Source organism: Acidithiobacillus sp. TH-A36, assembly GCF_057473445.1.
In genome coordinates, this window is record NZ_JBYCKP010000339.1 from 1 (window position 1) to 20,911 (window position 20,911).

General features: G+C 54.4%; 16 protein-coding genes. 15 read left to right on the forward strand and 1 reads right to left on the reverse strand.

Translation table 11 applies throughout. From position 1 onward, the window contains the following. Window positions 1–225: 225 nt before the first annotated feature. The 13 genes from AC2VLY_RS09040 (at window position 226) to AC2VLY_RS09100 (ending at window position 9,628) form a co-directional block, all read left to right on the forward strand. Window positions 226–1,407, forward strand: a complete 1,182-nt coding sequence (locus AC2VLY_RS09040; RefSeq protein WP_486893837.1) for a hypothetical protein — start codon at window positions 226–228, stop codon at window positions 1,405–1,407. Then, entirely contained in the window at window positions 1,404–1,646 is a 243-nt protein-coding gene (locus AC2VLY_RS09045; RefSeq protein ID WP_486893836.1) for a hypothetical protein, read from the forward strand. The genes AC2VLY_RS09040 and AC2VLY_RS09045 overlap by 4 nt, the downstream gene beginning before the upstream one ends. Next, entirely contained in the window at window positions 1,643–2,932 is a 1,290-nt protein-coding gene (locus AC2VLY_RS09050) for a hypothetical protein (protein ID WP_486893835.1), read from the forward strand. Before AC2VLY_RS09045 ends, AC2VLY_RS09050 begins: the two co-directional genes overlap by 4 nt. A 77-nt stretch (window positions 2,933–3,009) precedes the next feature. Next, window positions 3,010–3,333 carry a DUF202 domain-containing protein gene (locus tag AC2VLY_RS09055; protein ID WP_486893833.1) on the forward strand — a complete coding sequence of 108 codons (324 nt, stop codon included), beginning with the start codon at window positions 3,010–3,012 and terminating at the stop codon, window positions 3,331–3,333. Further along, window positions 3,311–3,598, forward strand: coding sequence for a DUF202 domain-containing protein (locus AC2VLY_RS09060; protein ID WP_486893832.1), 288 nt, complete (start codon window positions 3,311–3,313; stop codon window positions 3,596–3,598). The genes AC2VLY_RS09055 and AC2VLY_RS09060 overlap by 23 nt, the downstream gene beginning before the upstream one ends. Further along, a complete protein-coding gene (locus tag AC2VLY_RS09065; protein ID WP_486893830.1) occupies window positions 3,591–3,908 on the forward strand; it encodes a DUF202 domain-containing protein in 318 nt (105 codons plus the stop codon). Before AC2VLY_RS09060 ends, AC2VLY_RS09065 begins: the two co-directional genes overlap by 8 nt. Window positions 3,909–3,999: 91 nt before the next feature. After that, window positions 4,000–4,254: a hypothetical protein gene (locus tag AC2VLY_RS09070; RefSeq protein ID WP_486893829.1), complete on the forward strand. Its 255-nt coding sequence runs from the start codon at window positions 4,000–4,002 to the stop codon at window positions 4,252–4,254. A gap of 1 nt (window position 4,255) precedes the next feature. Continuing rightward, a complete protein-coding gene (locus tag AC2VLY_RS09075) occupies window positions 4,256–5,152 on the forward strand; it encodes a phospholipase D-like domain-containing protein (RefSeq protein WP_486893828.1) in 897 nt (298 codons plus the stop codon). A gap of 87 nt (window positions 5,153–5,239) precedes the next feature. Next, window positions 5,240–5,422 carry a hypothetical protein gene (locus tag AC2VLY_RS09080; protein ID WP_486893827.1) on the forward strand — a complete coding sequence of 61 codons (183 nt, stop codon included), beginning with the start codon at window positions 5,240–5,242 and terminating at the stop codon, window positions 5,420–5,422. 117 nt (window positions 5,423–5,539) lie between these two features. Next, on the forward strand, window positions 5,540–6,028 hold the full coding sequence (locus AC2VLY_RS09085; protein WP_486893825.1) for a hypothetical protein: 489 nt from the start codon (window positions 5,540–5,542) through the stop codon (window positions 6,026–6,028). 53 nt (window positions 6,029–6,081) lie between these two features. Continuing rightward, on the forward strand, window positions 6,082–6,309 hold the full coding sequence (locus AC2VLY_RS09090) for a hypothetical protein (protein WP_486893824.1): 228 nt from the start codon (window positions 6,082–6,084) through the stop codon (window positions 6,307–6,309). Window positions 6,310–6,350: 41 nt separating this feature from the next. Continuing rightward, a complete protein-coding gene (locus AC2VLY_RS09095) occupies window positions 6,351–9,290 on the forward strand; it encodes a hypothetical protein (RefSeq protein ID WP_486893823.1) in 2,940 nt (979 codons plus the stop codon). A gap of 74 nt (window positions 9,291–9,364) precedes the next feature. Next, the gene (locus tag AC2VLY_RS09100; protein ID WP_486893822.1) at window positions 9,365–9,628 is read left to right on the forward strand and encodes a heavy metal-binding domain-containing protein; all 264 of its coding nucleotides are present in this window, start codon (window positions 9,365–9,367) and stop codon (window positions 9,626–9,628) included. A 17-nt stretch (window positions 9,629–9,645) separates the two neighbouring features. Here AC2VLY_RS09100 and AC2VLY_RS09105 read toward each other — a convergent pair whose 3' ends face one another. Next, window positions 9,646–10,083 (reverse strand): hypothetical protein, encoded by a 438-nt coding sequence (locus AC2VLY_RS09105; protein ID WP_486893821.1) that lies wholly within the window; start codon window positions 10,081–10,083, stop codon window positions 9,646–9,648. Between the two features lie 103 nt (window positions 10,084–10,186). On the opposite strand from AC2VLY_RS09105, the gene AC2VLY_RS09110 reads away from it, so the two are divergent. Together AC2VLY_RS09110 and AC2VLY_RS09115 are read left to right on the forward strand one after the other, a co-directional pair. After that, window positions 10,187–10,909 carry a hypothetical protein gene (locus AC2VLY_RS09110; protein ID WP_486893819.1) on the forward strand — a complete coding sequence of 241 codons (723 nt, stop codon included), beginning with the start codon at window positions 10,187–10,189 and terminating at the stop codon, window positions 10,907–10,909. A gap of 134 nt (window positions 10,910–11,043) precedes the next feature. Continuing rightward, on the forward strand, window positions 11,044–20,911 hold a 9,868-nt coding region (locus AC2VLY_RS09115), incomplete at its 3' end, for a DUF2958 domain-containing protein (RefSeq protein ID WP_486922132.1).

Sequence of the window (20,911 nt, forward strand, 5' to 3'; positions counted from 1 at the left end):
AAAGTTACCGACTTTATTTGTTTTTGAAAATTTTGATGTGCCAATTTTAATGGCTTAGCCCGGATAAAAGTTACCAACTTTATTTGCATCCTACACCCGCCGTCGCATTAATTCTGGCGAATTACACGGATGCCAGCGGGAAAAGGATGGTAGCGTAGATTTGACACGCACCCGGTAACGGATTATTTTTATATAAAACATTGTTAATTCACAAGGAAAGGAAAAATGAAACAGGTCCCCTTCATCAACCATCCGGATCAGCCCATGACCCAACAGGATCTGCACAATCTGATCCTGCAGTTGGCGGCCAAACAGACTTTGGCGGAAAAGATGATGGTGAAATACCGGTATGGAGGCTGGCATCTGGCGCTTTCCCTGCTGAAGAAGGAATACGAGACCGAACCCCGGGGCGTAATCCGGCGTATGGCCGAGTACGTGGTAGAGAGCTTGCACCGGGATAAACAGGATGATGAGGATACCGGCAGTTTTTTGATGGAGGACCTGTCGATTCAGGGGCCGGGGAGTACCGATGTCCGGGATGTGGTCGTGTCCTGGGGGCAGAAACCGGAGGATCTCGAAAAGGAGATAATCAGTATCCGGCGCTGTCTGGATACGCTGGGGATTTTTGATACGCAGGGCACGCGGGATTTTGGGGTGCATGCAGATACCGGCGAAACCCCCGTAGGGCAGGTATCGTTTCGTTTTGAAAATGCGACGCACGAAGTACGGGCCAGTGGCCACTTACGGCTGCGATCCATTATGACGGCTTTGGGGCATGTTTTGCCGGGGATGGGGAAGGCCGAGATCGGCGGTCATACCAGTTTTCGGATTCCGTTTCAGGACTCCCGGGAGAAATTTATTGCCGCATTGCTGGCCTTGCAGTTGCAGAGCGATGAAAAACTGATCGGCTGCTCGGGCCTTTGCAGGGAACGAGACAAACTTTCGAACATAGAAGAACCAGCACTTCTGAAAGAAAAATGGGAGCAAATCGTTGTTCCGGGCAGAACGTACCTTAAAAATATATTGGCCGCGATGGACGATCAAATGCGAACAGCGTTTGATGCGCATCCATCAAGTAGAGGACGATCCCTGATGTATTATGAGCAGTGCCTGTCTGCCTTGGAACGCGGCAATCTGGAACTTGCCATTAAGGAACTGGACAGCGTGCGGCGTCTGGCGCTGCCGGTGCAAAAGGCGATGGGAGAGAACTATTACCTGTTTGCCGCCAACGTCATCATGCAGGCGCAATTGCAGATGCTGGAGAAGGACATTGACAAGACTCTCCAGGATCGCTTCGGGGTGTCGTTACTCGAGGTCCGCTCCAGATCGTCGCAGAATGCGCCGGATGCTCCGTTACCTGTCGATCCTACGCCACCGCCTTTCCTGCGCAAAGGACGGCGACCGTGAGCAAAAATCTGCCGGAAAGCCTCGATAACCTCACTCATAGAACCCAAAAATACCGGGCGAACCGCAGGGCTGAAGGCTCCGCGCGGCTAGACCTGTGGATTCCGCCCGAGGTGGAACAGAAATGCCAGAAATTGATGCAAGCGCGGGGTTTGGGACGTAAGGAGCTGATCGTAGCGCTCATCATGGAAGCTACCGAAACATTACTGGATGTACCGACGAGCAAGGAGAATGATGCATGAAAAATTCGCGTAAATCACCGTGTTTATCCCTGCAGGTTGCCGCAACACTGCTGGCGGGCAGTGCGGTTCTCTGGACGCCATTGGCCCATGCCGGACTGCTTGGCGCACTCAATGACGTGGCCAATGCCGCCGAAGACTCAGGCGTGAATGTGCCCAGCAGTGTCTATGCAGCCGGGCAGGTGGCCAACGACTTGCAATCAGCGGGGCAAGCGGCTTCGCCCACGACCCCGCAACCGGTTGCACAGAAAACCGGGGGCTGCCCGCCCGGATATACCTGTACACCACGGAAACCCGCACCAGTCTGCCCGCCAGGGGACACTTGCACCCCGCGATCTGCAGCACAGCCGCAACCTACAGCACAGCCGCAATCCACTGAAGCGTCGGACAATGCCATCCTGCAATCGCAACTGGGATTTTCCATTCTGCCCAGAGAACGGGCACATTTGCATAATCCGAATTACATCCAGTTTGTCATGCCGACGCGCAGTTTCGTCACCGTGAACGATCCGATCATTGATACTATTAGCAGTGGTGGTTACTACACCAAGTTTGAGGTAAGCCGCAACAATCGGCAGTTACCGTATTTGTCTCCCGCAGATTGGCGGAACTACATCGTGGAAACCTATCGCGTTTGGCCCTCAGCGGCGCCCATTCCCACACAAAGTCTGGTTCCTGGTGATACCCATGGGGGACTTTATACGGTGGCTCAGAACAAGTACCAGTTCGTCACCCGCCATGCGGTGAGTTTTTTCATGGGCAACGCCCAGGGTGCGGCCAAGATTGCGGAAGAACGGGCACATGGTCAGCATGTTCCTAACCTTTGGGTCGTTCTGGATCCTGACTGTACCCTTTCCCATGATTTTTTCCTGCAAGGGGAAAAATATGCCGATGCGGGTCAGATCGACATTCATGCCATTGTGGGGGGAATGGATGCCGGGAGTCCCGGTCGGGCGGAGGCGATCCTGTCCTCCCTTGTGCCCGGTGCATCGGGTGCGGACGGGGCAGAAAGGGCCCAAAAAGCGCTGGCCCAGGATTACGATGATTTTTCCTACAGTCCGGAAGTGGGTGGGATTGCGCCCATGCATGGGGATGCGGCTGCACGCCATCTGGTCCATATCAACGACCGTCTGGCTTATGCCATCGGGCATACCTATGCCAGTAGTGGCGATGCGGTTGTGTATCCAACCATGCTGTTCCGTTACCAGGGCACGGATTATCTCTATGCCAACATCCATTCATCGCCTATTTGGTACACCGCCTTGCTGAACAAACTGGCAGGCGTGTAGCCCGTCTCAAAGCAAATGCGTTTCAGCGCGTCATCACAGGTTGAAATGCCATACAGATAATGCAGAAAGGAAAATTTATGAGTTCATTTTACGCAAATCGGTTTCCTGCACCCGATTTTATTTTGCGGGATTGGCTTGCGTTGGATCGGACGGTTCTCGCCAATGAACGTACCATCCTGTCTTTTACGAGAACCGCGCTGGTCCTTATTTTGGCCGGCATGACATTCATCCGGTTTTTTGGCTCCAATCAGTGGGCCTATCTGGGTTATGTGACTTTGACGGTTGGTATCGTTTTGTGGCTGACCGGCTTTCGTATCTATCTCAAGAAGAAACGGGATTATCAAGCCTATGTCCACGAACTAAAAGCGTATGAGGGCGATGATGAAAAAGCAGCCCTATGACAATTATGCCCGGGACAAATTGGTATTACGGGACTGGCTGGCCATGGATCGCACCGCCTTTGCCGCCACCCGCACATTCAATGACTATCTCAAGATTTTCATGACGGCCATTCTGGCTACACTGGTTTTCCTGGCGATATTCAAAGGGAATTTTTGGGAGGTGCTGTTCTATCTGGGTTTCTTCGCGGCAGCGATTTTACTGGTGGCGGGGATTCTGATACTGGCGCAAGCCTATCTGCATCATCGGAATCTCCATCATGGATAAATTCGCGCTGCATGCAGATAGGCATCGGGATCATTTTCACCGCTACCCAAAGATGATCTTCAAAGATTGGCTGGCACTGGACCGGACCGTCGCGGCCAATAAGCGCACTCTGTACGCTTTCATGCGCACGACCATAGACTTTAACGTGTCCGGACTTGTGTTTATCCGTTTCTTTGATTACCCCTGGATCAGGGCTGTTGGTTGGGCCTTTCTGGGTATATCTGTCTTGTTAGGCGGATATGGACTGGCCCGCTATTTTCAAGTGAAAAAGCATTATCTGAGCCTTTTGGAGCATACACCGCACGACTGAACAAACGGCAGGCGTGTAGTGGGCATCAAAGCAAATTGGTTTCAGCACGTCATAAGGTGAGTAAGTTCGCATCATTCGCAAGGAGGTAAAAATGTTTGGATTTGGAGAAAAGCCCCAGGAAGAACAAACCGCACAGTGCCCATGCTGCCAGACGCAGATGCAGGATATGGGTGCCCACGGCATCCGTGTTGGGGGGCTGACCGGACTCGGCGGTGCCGCCCTGGGCATGATCGGCGGGCAGCTTGCGGACGATGGAGAGGAAGCCTTTGAAAAGAAGCTGAAGGTGCAGGTTTTTGTCTGCCCACAGTGCAGCGAACTGTCCTTCAAGTACCATGGTGGGTTGTAAAATGCCGCTCTACATTGAACCCCAAGCGGGCGTTTCGCCCATCCTGCAAGTCATCCAGTCTGCTCGTCACGAATTGGATGTCGGGGTGTACTACATGACCGACAAGCCGATTCTTCGGGCCATTCAAGCGGCCAAGGCGCGCGGGGTGGATGTACGGGTGATTGTTGAAGGAAAACCCTACGGCATGAAGTCCTGGCAGGTAAAAAAGGAAGAACGGGAGATCGAGGCGACGGGAGCGCAGCTGCACCTGGCCCCTTATCGCTTCACCAGTCATGGCAACCAGTGGAGCTTCTACCACGCCAAATATTTAGCCTCTGCTCACGAGGCCGAGATTGGTAATCCGAATTTTTCATGGTCGGATTTCCATACCGCCCGCAATTACCTCTATGTCACCAAGAATCCTACGGTGGTCAAGGCCGTCAATGCGGTTTTCAATGCCGACTGGAACAATCAACACGCCCCGGCATGGACGCATAAAGTGCTGGTCCTGTCGCCCGGCACTTCGGTGCATCAGATTGTTCAGGTGATCGACCAGCCGGGACCGATTGATATTGAAGATGAAGAAATCGGGCCCTATCAGCCGACACTGGACGCCATCGCCGCCAAGGGCAGACTGGCCCGCGTGATCATGCCGTCCAACATCAATGCGCAGGATCGAAAAGATGCCGCCTTTTTGGAATCCCACGGGGTACAAGTCCGGCTACTGCCGGTAAAACCTATATACCTCCATTCAAAACTCGTAACAGGAAAATCAATGGCTTACATTGGTAGCGAGAACCTGACCCAGACTTCATTAAGAAGGAACCGAGAAATTGGGCTGATACTCGGTGGGCGGGATATACCGATCCTGCAGCAGCAGTTCAATCGGGACTGGGCCGCTTCCGGATCTTTGAATTGAAAACGGTAGAGGGAAAATATGTCGATTTGTGACAGCTGTGCGAGAGTGCGTTCTAAACTGACGCACAGCGGCTGGGTGGAGTGCAAGTTGAAGGATATTCCGCCGCGCGAAATCATGCAGGCTTACGAAGATTTTATCCACCAAAATGGGAAGATTGAGTCGCCCTTTCATCTGGTGGCCATGGTCCAGACCACGGCTGAACATGCCTGGCCGTTTCAGTTTGATCCACAGGTCATCGTCGAATGTGCCGGATATGCCGACAAAAAATAGACCAACTCCCAGAATAAAAGCAAAAAGGTTTTCCTACGATATAAGCATTAACAGGTAATCTGAGTAAAGGTTACCTTGCGCAAGGTTAACAGTTACAGATACTGAAGGAGTCTTTTTATGTTTGGTTTTCGGAAGAAGTTGGCAGTCAAAGAAACGCCGGAAGAAATTCAGGCACGGATTCATGCACAGGTGACGCGACGGGTTTCTCTGGAGGAATCTATGGTCCTGAGCAAAAGCCGGATGTTCAAAATCGTCAACGGCCTGGGGCTGATGGCGGCGGGTACGGGTGTGGCATTCGCCGGGAACGGGTTTGGTCATATCGCAACGAATCTCGGCGGCAACCTTTCTGACTTCGGTGGCCTGATGCAATCGGCGTTTTATCTTTCCGGTTTCGGTCTGGTCGGGTGGGGTATTCATACGATGCGCAAAGCCCACAAGGAAGAAGGTCAAGGCAAGGCTAAGATGAGCCATGGTGCCATGGAAACGCTGTTTGGTGCAGGCCTCATCGCCATCCCGACTTTTGCCGGTCATGCGGTGAATACGCTGTTTACCAATTCCACGAACGCCACGGAAAATTCCACGCAGGCGCAAGTGGTCAACGATTAAAGTGCGGTTATTCAGGCCGGTCCTCCCGGCCTTTTTTTTAAGAGGGGAATTGGATGGATCAGGAAATGATGAACGTGGAAGTTACGGCCTACACGCTGGCGAGAGAAAGGCTGCAGGGAATCATGGAAATGCCTGCAGGGGGGTATGTACCGCTGGTCGGTGATGGACTGATTTTTGATGAAAAGCTCTGCACGGTTACTGAACGATATTTCCAGGTGGCTACCGGATCGGACCGGACCCATTGCAAATATACGTGGGTTATTAAAGCGGAAGAAAAATAAGCGCGGTTGCGTTGCATACTGAAAACACAAAGGATTAACTTATGGGTGTTCTGGCACAAAACTTAGGACTGAATCTCAACAGTCAGATTGCCGTCCATTCCATTCAGGACGCAGAGAGCTTTGCCACGGGTATCGGCGGGCTGGTCAGTGTGCTGCGGGTGGATGGGCTGATCCGGCTGATGGGTAAGTCTCCGGAGGTCCGTGCCAGGATGGATCAGGAACTCCTGCAGATTTTGGCTCCCCTGTTTCAAAAACCCGGACACATTGTGCAGTGGAGTTTCGCGCGGGATCCGCGCTGGTCCGTATCGACCATGGATAAACACATCCAGCGGTTGAAAAAAGCCGCTAAACGGATAGGACTGGATGAAGACCTGGTCGAAGCCAATCGTTCTATCGAAGATAAATTCATTCCCGAAACCGCGTTACTGGCGATCTGGACGCTGCCATCGGCATTGTTGCCCCATGAAGTGAAGGAACAAGTCAAACAGCGGGATGCGGCGCTGGATATGAAGATGGGGCCGTGGCAGGTGCCAAACCTCGCATTGCCCGCATTGCCCGCCATTCACAAGGCGCTCATCAGGACGCTGACGGATAACCTCGAAAAAACCGGCATTGCCGTTCGCGTTTTGAATACGCGAGAAACCATTCGGGCATGGCGGACGGCCATTGATCCGGAAAACAATGATGATACGGTCTGGGATCAGGCCAATCGTCCAATACTGAATGATCGCACCGTATTCGGGGTACCCACTATACGCGATCAGATATTGCCCTATCGGGCCGTCACCCGAAAAAATGACATTGTGGAGTGCAATGGTCTGTTCCGGAAAGTCCTGAGCATGTCTTTTGGTCCCGCACAGAAAGTACGGTTTGCTGATCTCATTGACATGATGAGTCACCACCTGGATTTGCCCTGGAGTTACACTATGACTCTGGCGCCATCCGGCGGCAACTTCTATCAAGGGCTGATGACCGGAGCGGTCGCGGCCATTCTGTCCCTGACCAACAAGAGCAATAACCTGATTACCGACGCATCCGACTATGTGATGGACCGCGCCCGCAAAGGCGATTATCTGCTCGATATGCGGGTACTGTTCTCGACGTGGGGAGACAGTGAGGATGCCTGCTTGCGGAATGCGCGCCGACTGGAGTTGGCGGTGCGTGCATGGGGTTCCGTCACGGTCGATGGGGTGAATGGTGATCCGATTCCCTACTGGCTATCCACCATTCCCGGCTTACGCACGGATACGGCAGGACACATTCACACCCCGAATTTCTCGGATGCGCTGCCATTCCTGCCTCTGGCCACTCCGGCATCGCCCTGGGAAGAAGGGTCTTTGCTACTCCGGTCACCAGACGGAAAGCCGATGCCAGTGCGTATCGGCTCTGCATTGCAGAATGATTTCGTCATTGCCCTGGCCGCTTCACCGGGTTCTGGTAAATCGGTACTGGTGGCCCTGTTGCTCATGGCGCATTTGCTGGAAGGTGGGCATGACGAACTACCGCCTGCGGCCGTAATCGACATTGGTTATAGTTCGCTGAATAACGGTCGGTCCTTGCAGGAAAGTCTTCCTGAGAAGTATCGGCATCAGGTCAACGTCATGGTTCTCCGTCAAACCAGAGATCATGCCGTCAACCCGTTTGACTTGCCGCTAGGATACCGTCAGCCGCTGCCGCAGTTCCGAGCGCCCCTGCTGGATCTGCTCGTGATGATCTGCACGCCTGTCGGGAAAGCCTCTCCGCCGGATGATATGTACGAAACTATGGGTTATATGGTGGATATGGCCTACCGGAGCTATTCGGACACCTACCATGATGCGACACCGAAACGCTGGTCAAAGGGCCAGAATCCAGATCCCAGGGTGGATGCGTATGTAGAGGCGGGTATTGAAAGTGGTAAGTATCCCGATGGCCGGCCAGCCTGGTGGCGGGTGGTGGACGATCTCTTTACGGATGGACAGGTCGCACTGGCTGCATCCGCACAACGCTATGCCATGCCCGTGGTTGGGGATCTGATTCAGTTCTGCCGGGATCGTCAGGTGGTAGATCGCCTGGGGAATGTGGGGCGCACCTTTGAACGCTCGGAATCCTTGCTGGATCGTATGGCTCGGTATCTGGAGGCGGCGGTTCAGGAGTATCCGATTCTCTCCAATTACACGGTACAGAACATGCAGGCCGCACGGGTGAATATTCTCGATCTGGCCGAAGTGACGGCGGGAAGTGGTCCGAATGCGGCCAAGACGACCTCCGTGATGTATCTGGCAGCGCGGTTTGCGGCAACGGGGCACTGGTATGTGAATCCCGATGAAGATCCACAAAAAGCCCCGGCACTCTATCGGGAATATCATAGCAAGGAGATGAAGAAGATCTATGAACAGCCCAAATTCGTGATTTACGATGAATACCATCGCACGGAAGGGGCGGAACCGCCGCGCCGGGTAGTGGATCGGGATGGACGTGAGGGTCGGAAATATAATACGCGCATGGCGCTCTCCAGCCAGCGCCTAGCCGATTATGATCCCAAGTTTCTGGCGGAAAACTGCTCAACCAAATTCATTCTATCAGCACCGGATGACCCCAAAGAACTCATCGAGCGGTTCCAGTTGTCTCCGGCAGAGGTCGAGATGTTGCCCTACTTGCGTGGGCCAACCGCACAGGGTTCAAACATCCTCTGCCTGTGGACCACTAAACGCGGGCGTTATCGCATGATGCTCTCCGATCCGGTACCGCTGGAATGGCTCTGGTCTTTTTCGACCACCTCTGAGGATCGCAGCTTGCTGACGGCTTTGCAGAGTTATGTGACGCCAGTACAGGCCCGTAAACTGGCAGCCGCCCGTTTCGGGACTTCTGCCAAGTCGGTGATTGAGAAGCGTCGTGGTGAGGCCGCAGAGGGCGAAACCGAGAAGGTGGTCGCCAAGGAAATTATTGACGCATGGAACCAGGCATGGGCCGAGGAAACCAAGGAAAAGTTTTTCGCTTAGTAGGTATCATAGAGGCTTGCTGAGCGGTGGTTTTATATCCGTTTGTTGACCTGTTTTAACGCGAGGGGAGTACCATGCCGCAAATCATTCGGTTATCGACTACAGATACGTTTTCAGAAAGCGAGAACCCGCAAGTTATCACAGTGATAAATCGCGCTCTATATGGGGATGAAGCCCAGTACCGGCAACCGGATGAGACACTTTCGATGCTTCGGGCCAAGGCCCAGGAAATGGGCGCATCTGCCGTTGTTGGTGTCCGTCTGGTTCCCCTCGTGGATGATCGCGGCGCGCAGATGATGATGGCTTATGGAACGGCGGTTACAAAAGCACGACCCTGAATCCATACGATCTCTGGTTAGTGGGTCTTTAACCGCTCTGCCCGCCGTTCCAGGTAGTCGTACAAAGCCCAGCGGATCAGAACCCCCGCAATCACGATTCCCAATCCATACAGAATCCAGTCTATGTGTGCGGGGTACGCCTGATGCGCGACGTTCCCACATATAGATATGGCCGCATTCCAGAGCACGGCCACAACGGTCAGAACCAGCCCTGCAGAGGCGATCAAGGTGATAGCGGTAAAAACCCAGTCTTTGCGATGGCCCAGTTCGTGATGCAGGCAGTCTTTTACCTCTGCGTCGGTGGTTTTGCTTTCATCGAGCCAGTCCGGATTCATGTAGATGACTTTTTTGGCAGGCCAGGCGCTGATTGTGGCGTCCCCTCGTCCTGTTCTTCGGGAAATCCTTACTAGCGCCTGATGATAAATCATTTGTTCGAGATCGTCGGTCGTTCGCACGTCTGTCAGTCTCCTATCCAATGAAATGGGGCATCCTGCAATAGACTATGGTGGACAGGCTGGACCGTGTAAAAGTTTTCATATCATGAAGGAGGAAGGACTAATGATTTTGCCCACAGAAACAAGCACCATGAGTATGGTGAAAAAGCTCGCCAGACCAATCTCATTTTTAGCCTTCGTGAACATGGTGTTGGCCGGGGACATTGTGATGGGTATCAATGCTGGCCATGTGAACATCGCCAGTTGGTCATCCCTGATGCAATGGGCTACCCCTGTTCATGTGCTGGCTACCATCCTGGTGATCGGGTTTGCGTATTTCCCGATTGAATTCATTATTAAATACTATGTAGAGCGAATAGTGATTTACCTGCCGGGAGTGACCACGCTATTACGGGTGGATGAACATTGTGAAAAAGAATATAGCAGGGAAATATCGAGGTTTTATATCCATAAAGAGAAACTGAAGACGCTCGCAATGAAGCAGAATAACGCCGTTGTCCTGAAACTGTGGCAGGAAGCGAATCGTTACGATAACCAGATGCGGGATGCAGCCCGTCATCTGACCGTGTTTTTCTTACTTGTTATACTGGATGGATATTATGGTGGTCCGTTCATCAGCTCAGTGAACAACCTGTCTTGGTGGGCTCTCGATTTTTGGAGCATATACGCCCTGATGCTGGCTTTTTATGTGTATGTTTCGGTCCATATGGAATCCAGTTATGTGTATTTCGAGCCTCTTGAAATAGCTGATCATAACAATCTGTCTCCTACGCCGCATACGGATGAACCCCTCAACCAGGTTGACATGCCAAAAGCATCTTCCTGATACGACGAAAGCCGCTGCAGATGAGGATGTCTGGCGGCTTCCAACGCCCTGAACTCTGTCAAAAGATCCAGAATCGAAAGTAAAAAGGTTTTTTGCTGACATAAGCTAGGTAAACCTGAATTCTTGAGGATACCATGTCAGAAAACCGGACTTCGTCCAGCACAGAGGAAAACGCCCCATCGGGATCCGGCCAGAAGCCGCCTTTGAGTGTGGCTGAGGTCCGTAACGGACTGATCGACTTTTGCCGCGCCTATCCCGCCATTGTCCGCAGTGGTGTACGCTTGATGGTGCGAGAGACTGAACAGGAGCTATTTGATGAACTCTACCCCAACGAAAGAGCCATTGGACGATCCGGATGTGCCTATTTTCCTGGACGATCCATCCTTGCGATTGCCGCGTCTGCCTACGATGACAACCAGGGAGTCAATGGAGAAATTCAGAAAACAATTCTCGGATCTATTGCCATCAACACCTTTGCCGATGAAGAAAAAGGGAGAATCCTAGACGCGATTCTGGCCGCAGATGACACAAACCGGTTAGGGAGTATCTGGCGAATCATCGAGGATGATTATCCTTTTGTGGACATTTTCTTGCAGGCCGAATTGGTGTATGCCTTTGCCGCTACGATCCTGCCTGGACAAGTGGATATTGTAGCCGCACAGCGCGGGGCCATCATCGGCCAGATGCTCCACGACAAGAAACCCATCTCCCTGAGTATAGACAGCCTGTATGATCTCCAGTCCTGGGTCCAGCAGGGTATGGCAGACGGTAGCCGCTTATTAAAAATTCGTCCCGCTACGGACATGGATCAATTTAATGATGCCGGATTTACCCTGGACCATGCGCGCCGTGAATTACGGGATTTTGTTCAACGCTACCCGGGTATCGGGAAAAGCATAGAATTTGGCCTACGCAACACTCAGACAGGAGCTTTTGAAAATGACCGACTCACGCCCCAAGCTGTTGGACTTCTCCGGGGAGCCTATTTACCGGCGGAGAAGCGGGTCGTGCTGGCCGTTGCCGCGCACGATCAGCCACACACCTTCCGACAAACCCTTAGACATGAAGTTCTTGGACACTTTAGTACCTACACGTTTACAGAAAGAGAAAAAAGAAAGCTCCTGACCGCACTGGTTGCGTCGCGGACGCAATCGGGGATCTCCGAGCTGTGGACTGAGGTGGATCGCCTGTATCCGCATTTGTCCCGCATGGAGAAGGCGGAGGAGGTCTGGTCATTTTTGCAGGAACGTGCGGAACAGGGTATCAGTCGTCCAGAACTGGGGAAAACCCGCTTCCAGACATTAATGACGGAACAGGTACCGCCAACTGGCGATGACTGGCTGAATATCGCGGAATGGGTGCGCTCTGGACTGGCTGACGGGACGCGAACCATTCAATTCATGCCTAAAGACAATCGCTCACAATTCCGTCTGGACGATGAGATGGAGCTTGCGCTCGTCGAGAACGACAAGAATGGCTTTGACCTCATTATTCCGACAGATCGCGCTATTGCTGCGTCTGAACGATCGGCACAGGACATGGCCGAAGCGCTGGCCCGGGAAGCATTGGAAGCCCTCCCGGACCCGCGTATCACCCGCGTAGCGGTGCCGGTTCTGTCGCAAGGGGGCGCAGCGGGAAGCTGGTATTATGAACCACAGCGGTTGCTCCCGGACTGGGCGCATCACGCAGGCATCACACAAGGAGAAAAGAGCAATGGAAACGCAGGAACAGGCCGCGACGGAGAAAACCCTGCTGGAGATCGTGACCATCGACCGGGAGAGGAACCAGGCGGAGCCACTCTGGGAGGACAACCAGGCACAGGAGACTTGTCCGGTGAACATTCCCGTGGAGGAATGGCAGCGCTTTCTGAATATGAGTCTGGAAACCTGGGAATCTCTGGAGGAGGATTATCCGGAGGACAAACAGGAGGACCGGCGGGTAGATATGACGCGCTGGCTGGCTCTTTCCCGGCCGGAGCCGATCACCCTGAGCGAGCGGCTGCAGATGCGTCTGGAACAGGTTCGGGAACAGATGGAGCTGTTCGTGAGCGAGAACGAGATAGACAACGAGCAGAACGAGGGGATGACCTTGCCCAAGGAGTCCCTGCCGATGTATCGGGAGTTCGAGGTCCATCAGAAGTGGTTGGCCAAGCGTCTGGAGACCCTCTGGCAACCGGAAACTCCGGAGCTGCAGGAGATGGACCGCGCGCTGTGGGTAGCGGAAAATCTCTGGCAGGATCGGGCGAGTCCGGAGCCGGAGATCGAGGATCGGCTGTGGGAGGAAGCCTGGCGTCTGGAGGCGATGCTGATCGCGCGTCATCCGCTGGCCTGAGCGATACCGCCCTCCACGATTATCCGATTGCCCGTGCGCTGACAGTCCTCAAAGCCCGCGCTTTAACGGGAACCCCCAAAAACTACACGCGGGAGGCCTCTGGCCAGGACCAGCGTGGTCCCAAGCAGAAAGCCCGGGACAACATCGAGGCAATCTGCCTTATCAAGCAATGCGCCCTGGAAGATCGTTTTCCGAGCGACGAAGAACGCCAGAAAATCGCCTTGTTTTATGGTTTTGGCGGCTTGCCACAGGCATTCCCACGTCCTAACGGAAGTATTGCCGAAGGATGGGAGGATGTGGTCCCTGCTTTGCAGGAAGTCACCACGTCTGAGGAATATGCCGCTATCCGGCGCAGCACGCTGGATGCCCATTACACAGCGGATATGGTGGTTGAATCCATGTGGGCGGGTGTCGAGCGGATGGGCATCAAGGCGCACCGCGAACCTTTCCGGATATGGGAAAGCTCTATCGGTTCCGGGGTGTTTTTTGCCCTCATGCCGGACGCATTGCGCGAGGCTAATCCGTTTCTGGAGCGCAGTGCCGTAGAAATGGACACGATCTCGGCCACGGTCTCCCAGGTGCTTTTTCCGGAAGACCGGATCATCAACGCGCCATTGCAGAACGTGCCCCTGCGTTATCCGGTAGATCTGGTCATAGGCAATCCGCCTTTTGGTTCCCTGAAGCTGCTGGATATGAATCGCCGCGATTTGTCCCTTATTGCACCCAACACCCACAGCTATTTCTTCGCCAAGAGCATCAATGCACTGAACGAGGGAGGGATCGCCGCATTGGTGGTATCCCGCCACCTGCTGGATGCCAACCGTGATGAAAATCAGGCGTTCCGGCGCTGGATGCACCGCCATGCCGAGTTGCTGCATGCGGTGCGTCTGCCGCGCACGGCCTTTTCTAAAACCGCTTTTACGGAGGTGGTCACCGATATTCTGGTATTGCGCAAACGCGCTGAACCATTGCCCATGGACACTCCAGACCCGGACTGGATTAACGGAAAAGTGTTCCTGAGGGCAAAGCATCAGGGTAAACCCATTACGGCGAATGGCTGGTATGCCAATCGCGAGCACCTGATACTTGGTGTCCCGAGTCTGGCGGGCAAGATGTATGGAGGCCCCAAAGAAGAAGAATTTACAGTGTTGCCACATGAAGATGTGCCCCTGACTGAACTGCTGGCAGAGCGGTTTGTCGCGCAACTGCCCGAGGACGGGTTCAGTCAGTGGCATTCCAAGCCCGATAACCGACTGAATACCGGGCCGGAGCTACCGGAGATAGATCGGGACCAGGTGGGCCAGGTTCAACCGTATGGCTATTTCGTGGTGCCTGATGCGGCAGCAGCGGAAATAGCAGAGGATTTTGGAAAGACCCAGAGCGGGATACGTGTCGCTCGGCGTCTGCCCGATGATTTTGAGGGGGAATTCCAATATGCGCTGGTAGACGAAGCCAATGCCAAGCATTTTCCGCGCCTGGCGGGGATGATCGCGCTGCGCGATACCGCCATGGAATTGCTGACGCAGCAACTGTCCACAGAGGCTAGTGAGGGGGAATTAACCCGTCTCCGGGCCAGACTGAATCAGCACTATGACCAGTTTCGCAAAGCGTTTGGCTGTCTGAACAGCCCGGCTAATGCACGCTTGCTGCGCGGTGATCCGGGCAGTGCCATCGTTATGGGTCTGGAACGCGATTATGACAAGGGCGTTTCTTCCGACATGGCCCGGAAAACCGGGGAGAAATCCCGCAAGCCCAGTGCCGTGAAATCAGACTTGTTCACCAAGCGGACCCAGTACCCGGTTCGTCCCGTAGAAAAAGCCGATTCTGCCAAGGATGCCCTGTTCATCACCCTGGCCGAAACGGGCGAGGTTCGCTGGTCCAGAATCTGTCAGTTGTCCGGCAAGCCCTGGGAAGCGGTGGCTGCTGAACTGGGACTGGAAACACCCGGCGCATTGGCTTTCGAGAGTCCGGATGGACATTGGGAGGAACGCTCTGCCTTTCTTTCCGGCGATGTCAAAAACCGAATGGAGGGAGTAGAACAGGCGTTGCAGGGCGAGATGAGCGACAATCGACGCCGTTCCATGCAGGCCAGTCTGGAAGCCCTCCAGGGGGTTATCCCTAAACCCATTCCGGCCGAACTGATCACGGTCCATCCCGGTGCGCCCTATATTCCAGAGTCCATAGTACAGGAATTCCTGAAAGCGGTTGGGATGGTCAACCCCTCAGCGCGGTTCATGCCCTACAACGGCCAGTGGAGCATTCATGGCGGTGCGGCGGGGGCCGAAGCCGAGAAGTTCTCGGTCACCAAAAGACCGGTTTACAAGCTGGTGGCGGACCTTTTCAACCATCGTACTCCGATCATCTATAACACCGATCCCGATAGTTTGCGTGTGGTCGATGAAGAAATGACCGCCCTGGCAATTGAGAAGGTCAAGGCCCTCCGTGATCACTGGCATCAATGGCTGCAGAAAGACCCGGAGCGCATGGCGCTGCTGGCCGATGAATACAACAACCGATTCAACCGTATCGTACAGAGGGAATACGATGGTCGGCATCTGACCCTGGCGGGGGCGGCGGCGAATATCAGTCTGCGGCCGCATCAAAAAAATGCCGTGTGGCGAGCCTGTCAGAGCAAGACTGTTCTGCTCGATCATAAGGTCGGCGCGGGCAAGACCTTTGCGGCCATTGCCGGGGTGATGGAAAAGCGGCGCATGGGACAGGCCCGCAAGCCCGTAGTGACCGTACCCAATCATCTGGTAGGCCAATGGGCTGCAGCCTGGGTGACCTTGTATCCATCCGCACAGATTCTGGTCGCGGATGAACAGGACATGGATTCCAAACATCGTCAGGAGTTTTTGGCCCGCGCCGCCTATAACGACTGGGATGCGGTCATTCTGTCGCACTCGGCTTTCAAGCTGATTCCGGTGGACCCGGAGTTTTATGAGCGATTCGTGAACAAGGAACTGGAACAGATCGACGACCTCCTCAGCAATATGGGGGAGGAACTCGACAGAATGACCGTGAAGCAGGTCGAAAAAAAGCGCCAGTCTCTGACCGAGCGCATGAAGAACATGCACGACCGGGTGAATAGCAAGCGCGATCAAGGACTGCTGCACTTCGGGGAAATCGGCTTTGACTATGTCGTTAATGATGAGTCGCACAGCCACAAGAACGTCCCCTACATGACCACCCTCAAGGGCGTATCCGGTCTGGGGAACCCGGCAGGTTCCGAACGGGCCGAGGATATGTTTATCAAGGTGACACAGGCGCGGGAAGCCGGTGCCGGTGTCATGTTCCTGACCGGAACACCGATCTCGAACACCATAGCCGAGATGTACTTGCTCATGCGCTATCTAGGTCCGGACATTCTCGATCAGCAGGGGATTTATTCGTTTGACAGTTGGGTATCCACCTTTGCCACGGTCAATGAGGAATTTGCCTTTAGTCTGACTGGCCAGTTCAAGAGTAAAAAAATCCTGTCCGAGTTCAATGACATTCCCTCACTGGTCCAGCAGTACAAGAGCTTTGCGGACATCATCGGCCAGCAGGACATAGACCGTCTGCTCAAGGCGGAAGGGAAAAAAGGGGTTCCACTACCGAAAATCAAGGGCGGCAAGCCGCAGATCGTGACCTGTCCCATGAGTCCGGAGCAACGGAAGATTGTCGGTGAAGAAGTGGGAACCAATCACCTGGGCGAACCCATTTACGAGGAAGGGTCCATTCTGCATCGTCTGGACAATATGCCGAGCAAGCCGGAAAAGGGGAAGGACAATATTCTGGTCATTATCAATGATCTGAAGAAAGTCTCCCTGGATGCACGGGCTTTTGATCCAGAGGCACCGGCTTCGGAAACCGGCAAAATCCCGACCTGTGTAGATAACATCGTCAACATTTACCAGCAATGGGATGCGGATAAAGGCGCACAGTTGGTCTATCTGGATTTTTCGACCCCCAAGGGATCACGCGGTAAGGTTTCGCCGGAAGTCCGGGAGATTCTGGAACTGGTAGCCCGCGTCGAGGCCGGTGAGGATGAAGAAGCCAGCGACCAGGTGCGCAATCAGGCAGAGGCGGCAGAAGAAAAGCTCTCCAAATACAATCCCATGGAAGTGCAGGAAGCGCAGCGCATGGCCAAGGGGCTGCAGGTCTGGAGTGCCTACGAGGAAATCCGCGATCAGTTGATAGCCAGAGGGATTCCGGAAAAGGAAATCGCCTTTATCCATGATGCGAACACGAATCAGCGCAAGCAGGAATTGTTTGGCCAGGTCCGTTCCGGTGCGGTGCGGGTACTGATCGGTTCCACGGGCAAAATGGGTCCCGGCATGAACGTCCAGGACCGGCTGGTCGGGATTCATCATCTGGATGCGCCGTATCGCCCCTCTGACGTGGAACAGCGCAATGGCCGCATTATCCGGCAGGAGAACAAGTTGCTGGAGAAGTACGGGAAGCTGGATGTGGCGGTCATGTACTATGTCACCGAAAACAGTTCGGACGCAGGCCTCTGGCAGATTCTCGAAACCAAGGACAAGTTTATCAATTCCATCCGCTTTGCCAGCGGCAGTCGCACGGCCAGTGATCCAGATGCGCAGGCCATGGATCCGGCAGCGGTGAAAGCCATGGCCTCTGGGCATGAGTTGCTGATGACCGAAGTGCCATTGCGGGCACGCCTGAAAAACTTGCGGCGTCTGGAGGCCGCCCATAAAAATGAGACGTGGATGCGACGGGATATTGACAAGAGAACCCGTGACAGAGTAGCGGAGTTTGAAGCAGAACGTGATTTGCGTTTGCAGGATAATGCAGAGGCGGAAGCCGTCAGCGAACGCATTGAAAGACAGCGTAAGGAGAGTGGTGCTGACAAGAAGAATAAAACCGGCCCGTTATACAACTGGAATGGGAAGGCTTGCAGCGGAAAGGAAATCAATGCCCGTGTGCGCATGGATATTGAGGAGATTTTCGGTTATGGGTCCAGAGGGGAACAGTCGCTTGGCCAATTTGAAGGGTTTACCTTCAAGGCGGTGCGGGCACTCAGGACAGGCGAGGTTTATCTGGATTTCTCCGGGTCAACCATGCTGGGGTACATTGGTCAGCCATTCGAGCCTAAAAACAGCACGGATTACGTCCAGCGGTTCACTAATCTGATCCGGGCTATCCCGACTATTTATCAGAAGCTGGAAAAACAATATCAGCAGGATCAGGAAGGTATCGCTGAGTTCTCAGAGATGGCGGGTCAAACATTTAACCGGTCAGATGAAATGGCCGTCGTGCATGAACAGCACGCCATTGCCGAGACTCTGTTACGCCTGCGCGTTCGTAAATGGGGTGAGATTACCCAGACCATGGAAGCCCTGGCCCTGACGCCGGAGTCCATTCAAAAGGCCACGGATATGAACGGATTGGAAGTGGACCCGCAGACCAAGCAGGTAATAGACAAGGAAGCCCTGGCTAAGCGCACGGAACAGGCCAAGGCGGAACTGGCTCAGGAAGCCCGCGAAAAGGCACAGGAGTATATAGATCGGGCGCGGGTGGCATTTTCACAGCCGCCACTGTCTGCACAGGGGCTGGAGATCCTGCATAGCCTGGGGGTTTCCGATGCCGACATTGAAGCCCTGAAAGAGAAGCATGGGCTGGTGGAAGAAGCAGAAGAATCCGAGGTGGTGGAAGATGTGGAGATCGACGTGCCCGAGGAAGATGCACGGGTGGCGATTGCCGACGACACCCCGGATATGGAGGAAACGGAAGACCTTACCGCAGATGTCTCCCCGGAGAATACCCCGGACAGCCTAGAAAACGCGCAGGGCACCATGGGGCATGAGGTAGAGGGAGTTCCTCCCATGCGGTCCGAACAAAAACCGCCGCAAGCGGCTGTATCGGGCGACTCTGGCGCAGAAGAACCAACCATGACGCAGACTTTCCGTTCGGCGCAGCAGCGTCCACCATTACGGCGTCCCGAGCCGGTAGTGGGTACCACCATGGACCTTTTCGGGGATTTGTTCGAGGATCTGCCGGAAAAAGCCGAGCGCGTGAGAACCATTCCCACGGACGCTGTGGATACCTCAACAGCTTCCCAAGCAGTGCCTACCACCCAAGCATCTGAACGGATGAAAACTGTCCCGGATCGTCTGCGTGAGTTCATTTCGATTGGTCAAACGGTCGCTACGGAATTCGGATTGCAGGGGGCGGAGCACGCCTTTTTTGAAGCCAAGATGCGTTATCTGCAGGGAATCATCCAGACCATGCCGAGGACGCATGACACGGACGGGCAGGGCGACACCGCCATGGTGTATCTGCATTATTTTACGAAGTCAGCGGACTGGTACATCACCGAGCTGGACGTGGATACGGACGGTGAAGGGCAACTTCAGGCATTTGGCCTGGCCGATCTCGGCATGGGCTATCCGGAGTTGGGATACATTAACCTGAAGGAAGCCATCCGTCTGCGGGCGGAGCTCGATTACCATTTCGAGCCACGCAGCCTGGAGGCATTGAAGCTGGAACGCTATCCCGATCTGGTCCACAAGCGTCCTGACCTGCCCGATGATCTGCAAAACGATCTGCGCCTGCTCCGGCCATTCATGAGTGATGCGCAGCAGGCTTCTGTGGAGTCCACGCTCCGCGATGACCTGATGACGCAACACCCGATGATTGCGGCAACCCGCGAGCAAGTCCGGTGGATGCAGGAGGACATGCCGAGTCCGGAAGATGCCGCCATTCAAGCGGGCGCTGCCCGGTGTCGCATGACTTACGTGGAAGATAGCATCGTCCCGAAGCGTTGGGTGTTTGTCACGGGGATAGATCTCGCTGACCAGAAGATGTTTGGTGCGGTCGTGCAACGGAAAACGCAGGACATGGCGGAAGAAGCGTACTTTACACACCTGACGATGGATGATCTGCAAGGGCATACGCTGTCCATCATGACGCCAGCACCCTTTGTGTTGGGAGATCGCCTGAAAAGCATGGGTTTTGCTCTGGAAGGTGTGGAATACCGCGAACGACAAAATCAGCCGGAACCCACTCCCGCTGCCGATACGGTTCTGGAAAGCCTGTCCGTGCCTGATTCTCTGGATGCGTTGGTTTCTGAAGAACAATGGCAGCAATGGGAGAACCTCTGGGAAAGCGGTACGGAAACCGACCGGGATCTGCTGCGCATGCAAATGAACCGGGTCGCCCAATGGCTGGATGCGCCACTGCCCGTCACGGAAGCCGAGCGGCAAGGCCGTGATGCCCGGGCGGGAATCGTCCTGCGCTCTGAACAAGGGACCATTCAATGGTTCATCACGGGCCTGAATGCCGATGGTGTTTCCGCTTACGGCATGCAGATTTTCGATGACGATGCCATTTTAGGGCGTGTGGACCTGCGTGTGGCACTGCAGGATGCGCCCATCATCGTTATCGGCCATGAGCCGGGGCCGCTTCTGGCGGATTTGCGTGCGACAGGAATTTTGATTGAATCGGTCGATTTTGCCGATGACACCCGCGCTGTGTTTTATCGGGGTGGTCCATCCGCCAATATCTCCGGCATCACCAGCATTGAATCTATTTTTGACTATGAACGGGACATGCTGGAAAACGATGAGGTAACCATGACGCCGGATGGTCTGGAGTACCAGCATCTTGCCCCGGTGAACACCCTGACCTGGGCCGCTACCAGCCGGGAGGAAGCCGAAGAATACGGGG

Excerpts from the sequence above, each read along its gene's own strand:
- AC2VLY_RS09065 (WP_486893830.1), top strand. The coding sequence starts at position 3,591 with ATGGATAAATTCGCGCTGCATGCAGATAGGCATCGGGATCATTTTCAC.
- AC2VLY_RS09055 (WP_486893833.1), top strand. The coding sequence starts at position 3,010 with ATGAGTTCATTTTACGCAAATCGGTTTCCTGCACCCGATTTTATTTTG.
- AC2VLY_RS09100 (WP_486893822.1), top strand. The coding sequence starts at position 9,365 with ATGCCGCAAATCATTCGGTTATCGACTACAGATACGTTTTCAGAAAGC.
- AC2VLY_RS09075 (WP_486893828.1), top strand. The coding sequence starts at position 4,256 with ATGCCGCTCTACATTGAACCCCAAGCGGGCGTTTCGCCCATCCTGCAA.
- AC2VLY_RS09070 (WP_486893829.1), top strand. The coding sequence starts at position 4,000 with ATGTTTGGATTTGGAGAAAAGCCCCAGGAAGAACAAACCGCACAGTGC.
- AC2VLY_RS09050 (WP_486893835.1), top strand. The coding sequence starts at position 1,643 with ATGAAAAATTCGCGTAAATCACCGTGTTTATCCCTGCAGGTTGCCGCA.
- AC2VLY_RS09090 (WP_486893824.1), top strand. The coding sequence starts at position 6,082 with ATGGATCAGGAAATGATGAACGTGGAAGTTACGGCCTACACGCTGGCG.
- AC2VLY_RS09095 (WP_486893823.1), top strand. The coding sequence starts at position 6,351 with ATGGGTGTTCTGGCACAAAACTTAGGACTGAATCTCAACAGTCAGATT.
- AC2VLY_RS09085 (WP_486893825.1), top strand. The coding sequence starts at position 5,540 with ATGTTTGGTTTTCGGAAGAAGTTGGCAGTCAAAGAAACGCCGGAAGAA.
- AC2VLY_RS09040 (WP_486893837.1), top strand. The coding sequence starts at position 226 with ATGAAACAGGTCCCCTTCATCAACCATCCGGATCAGCCCATGACCCAA.
- AC2VLY_RS09060 (WP_486893832.1), top strand. The coding sequence starts at position 3,311 with ATGATGAAAAAGCAGCCCTATGACAATTATGCCCGGGACAAATTGGTA.
- AC2VLY_RS09110 (WP_486893819.1), top strand. The coding sequence starts at position 10,187 with ATGATTTTGCCCACAGAAACAAGCACCATGAGTATGGTGAAAAAGCTC.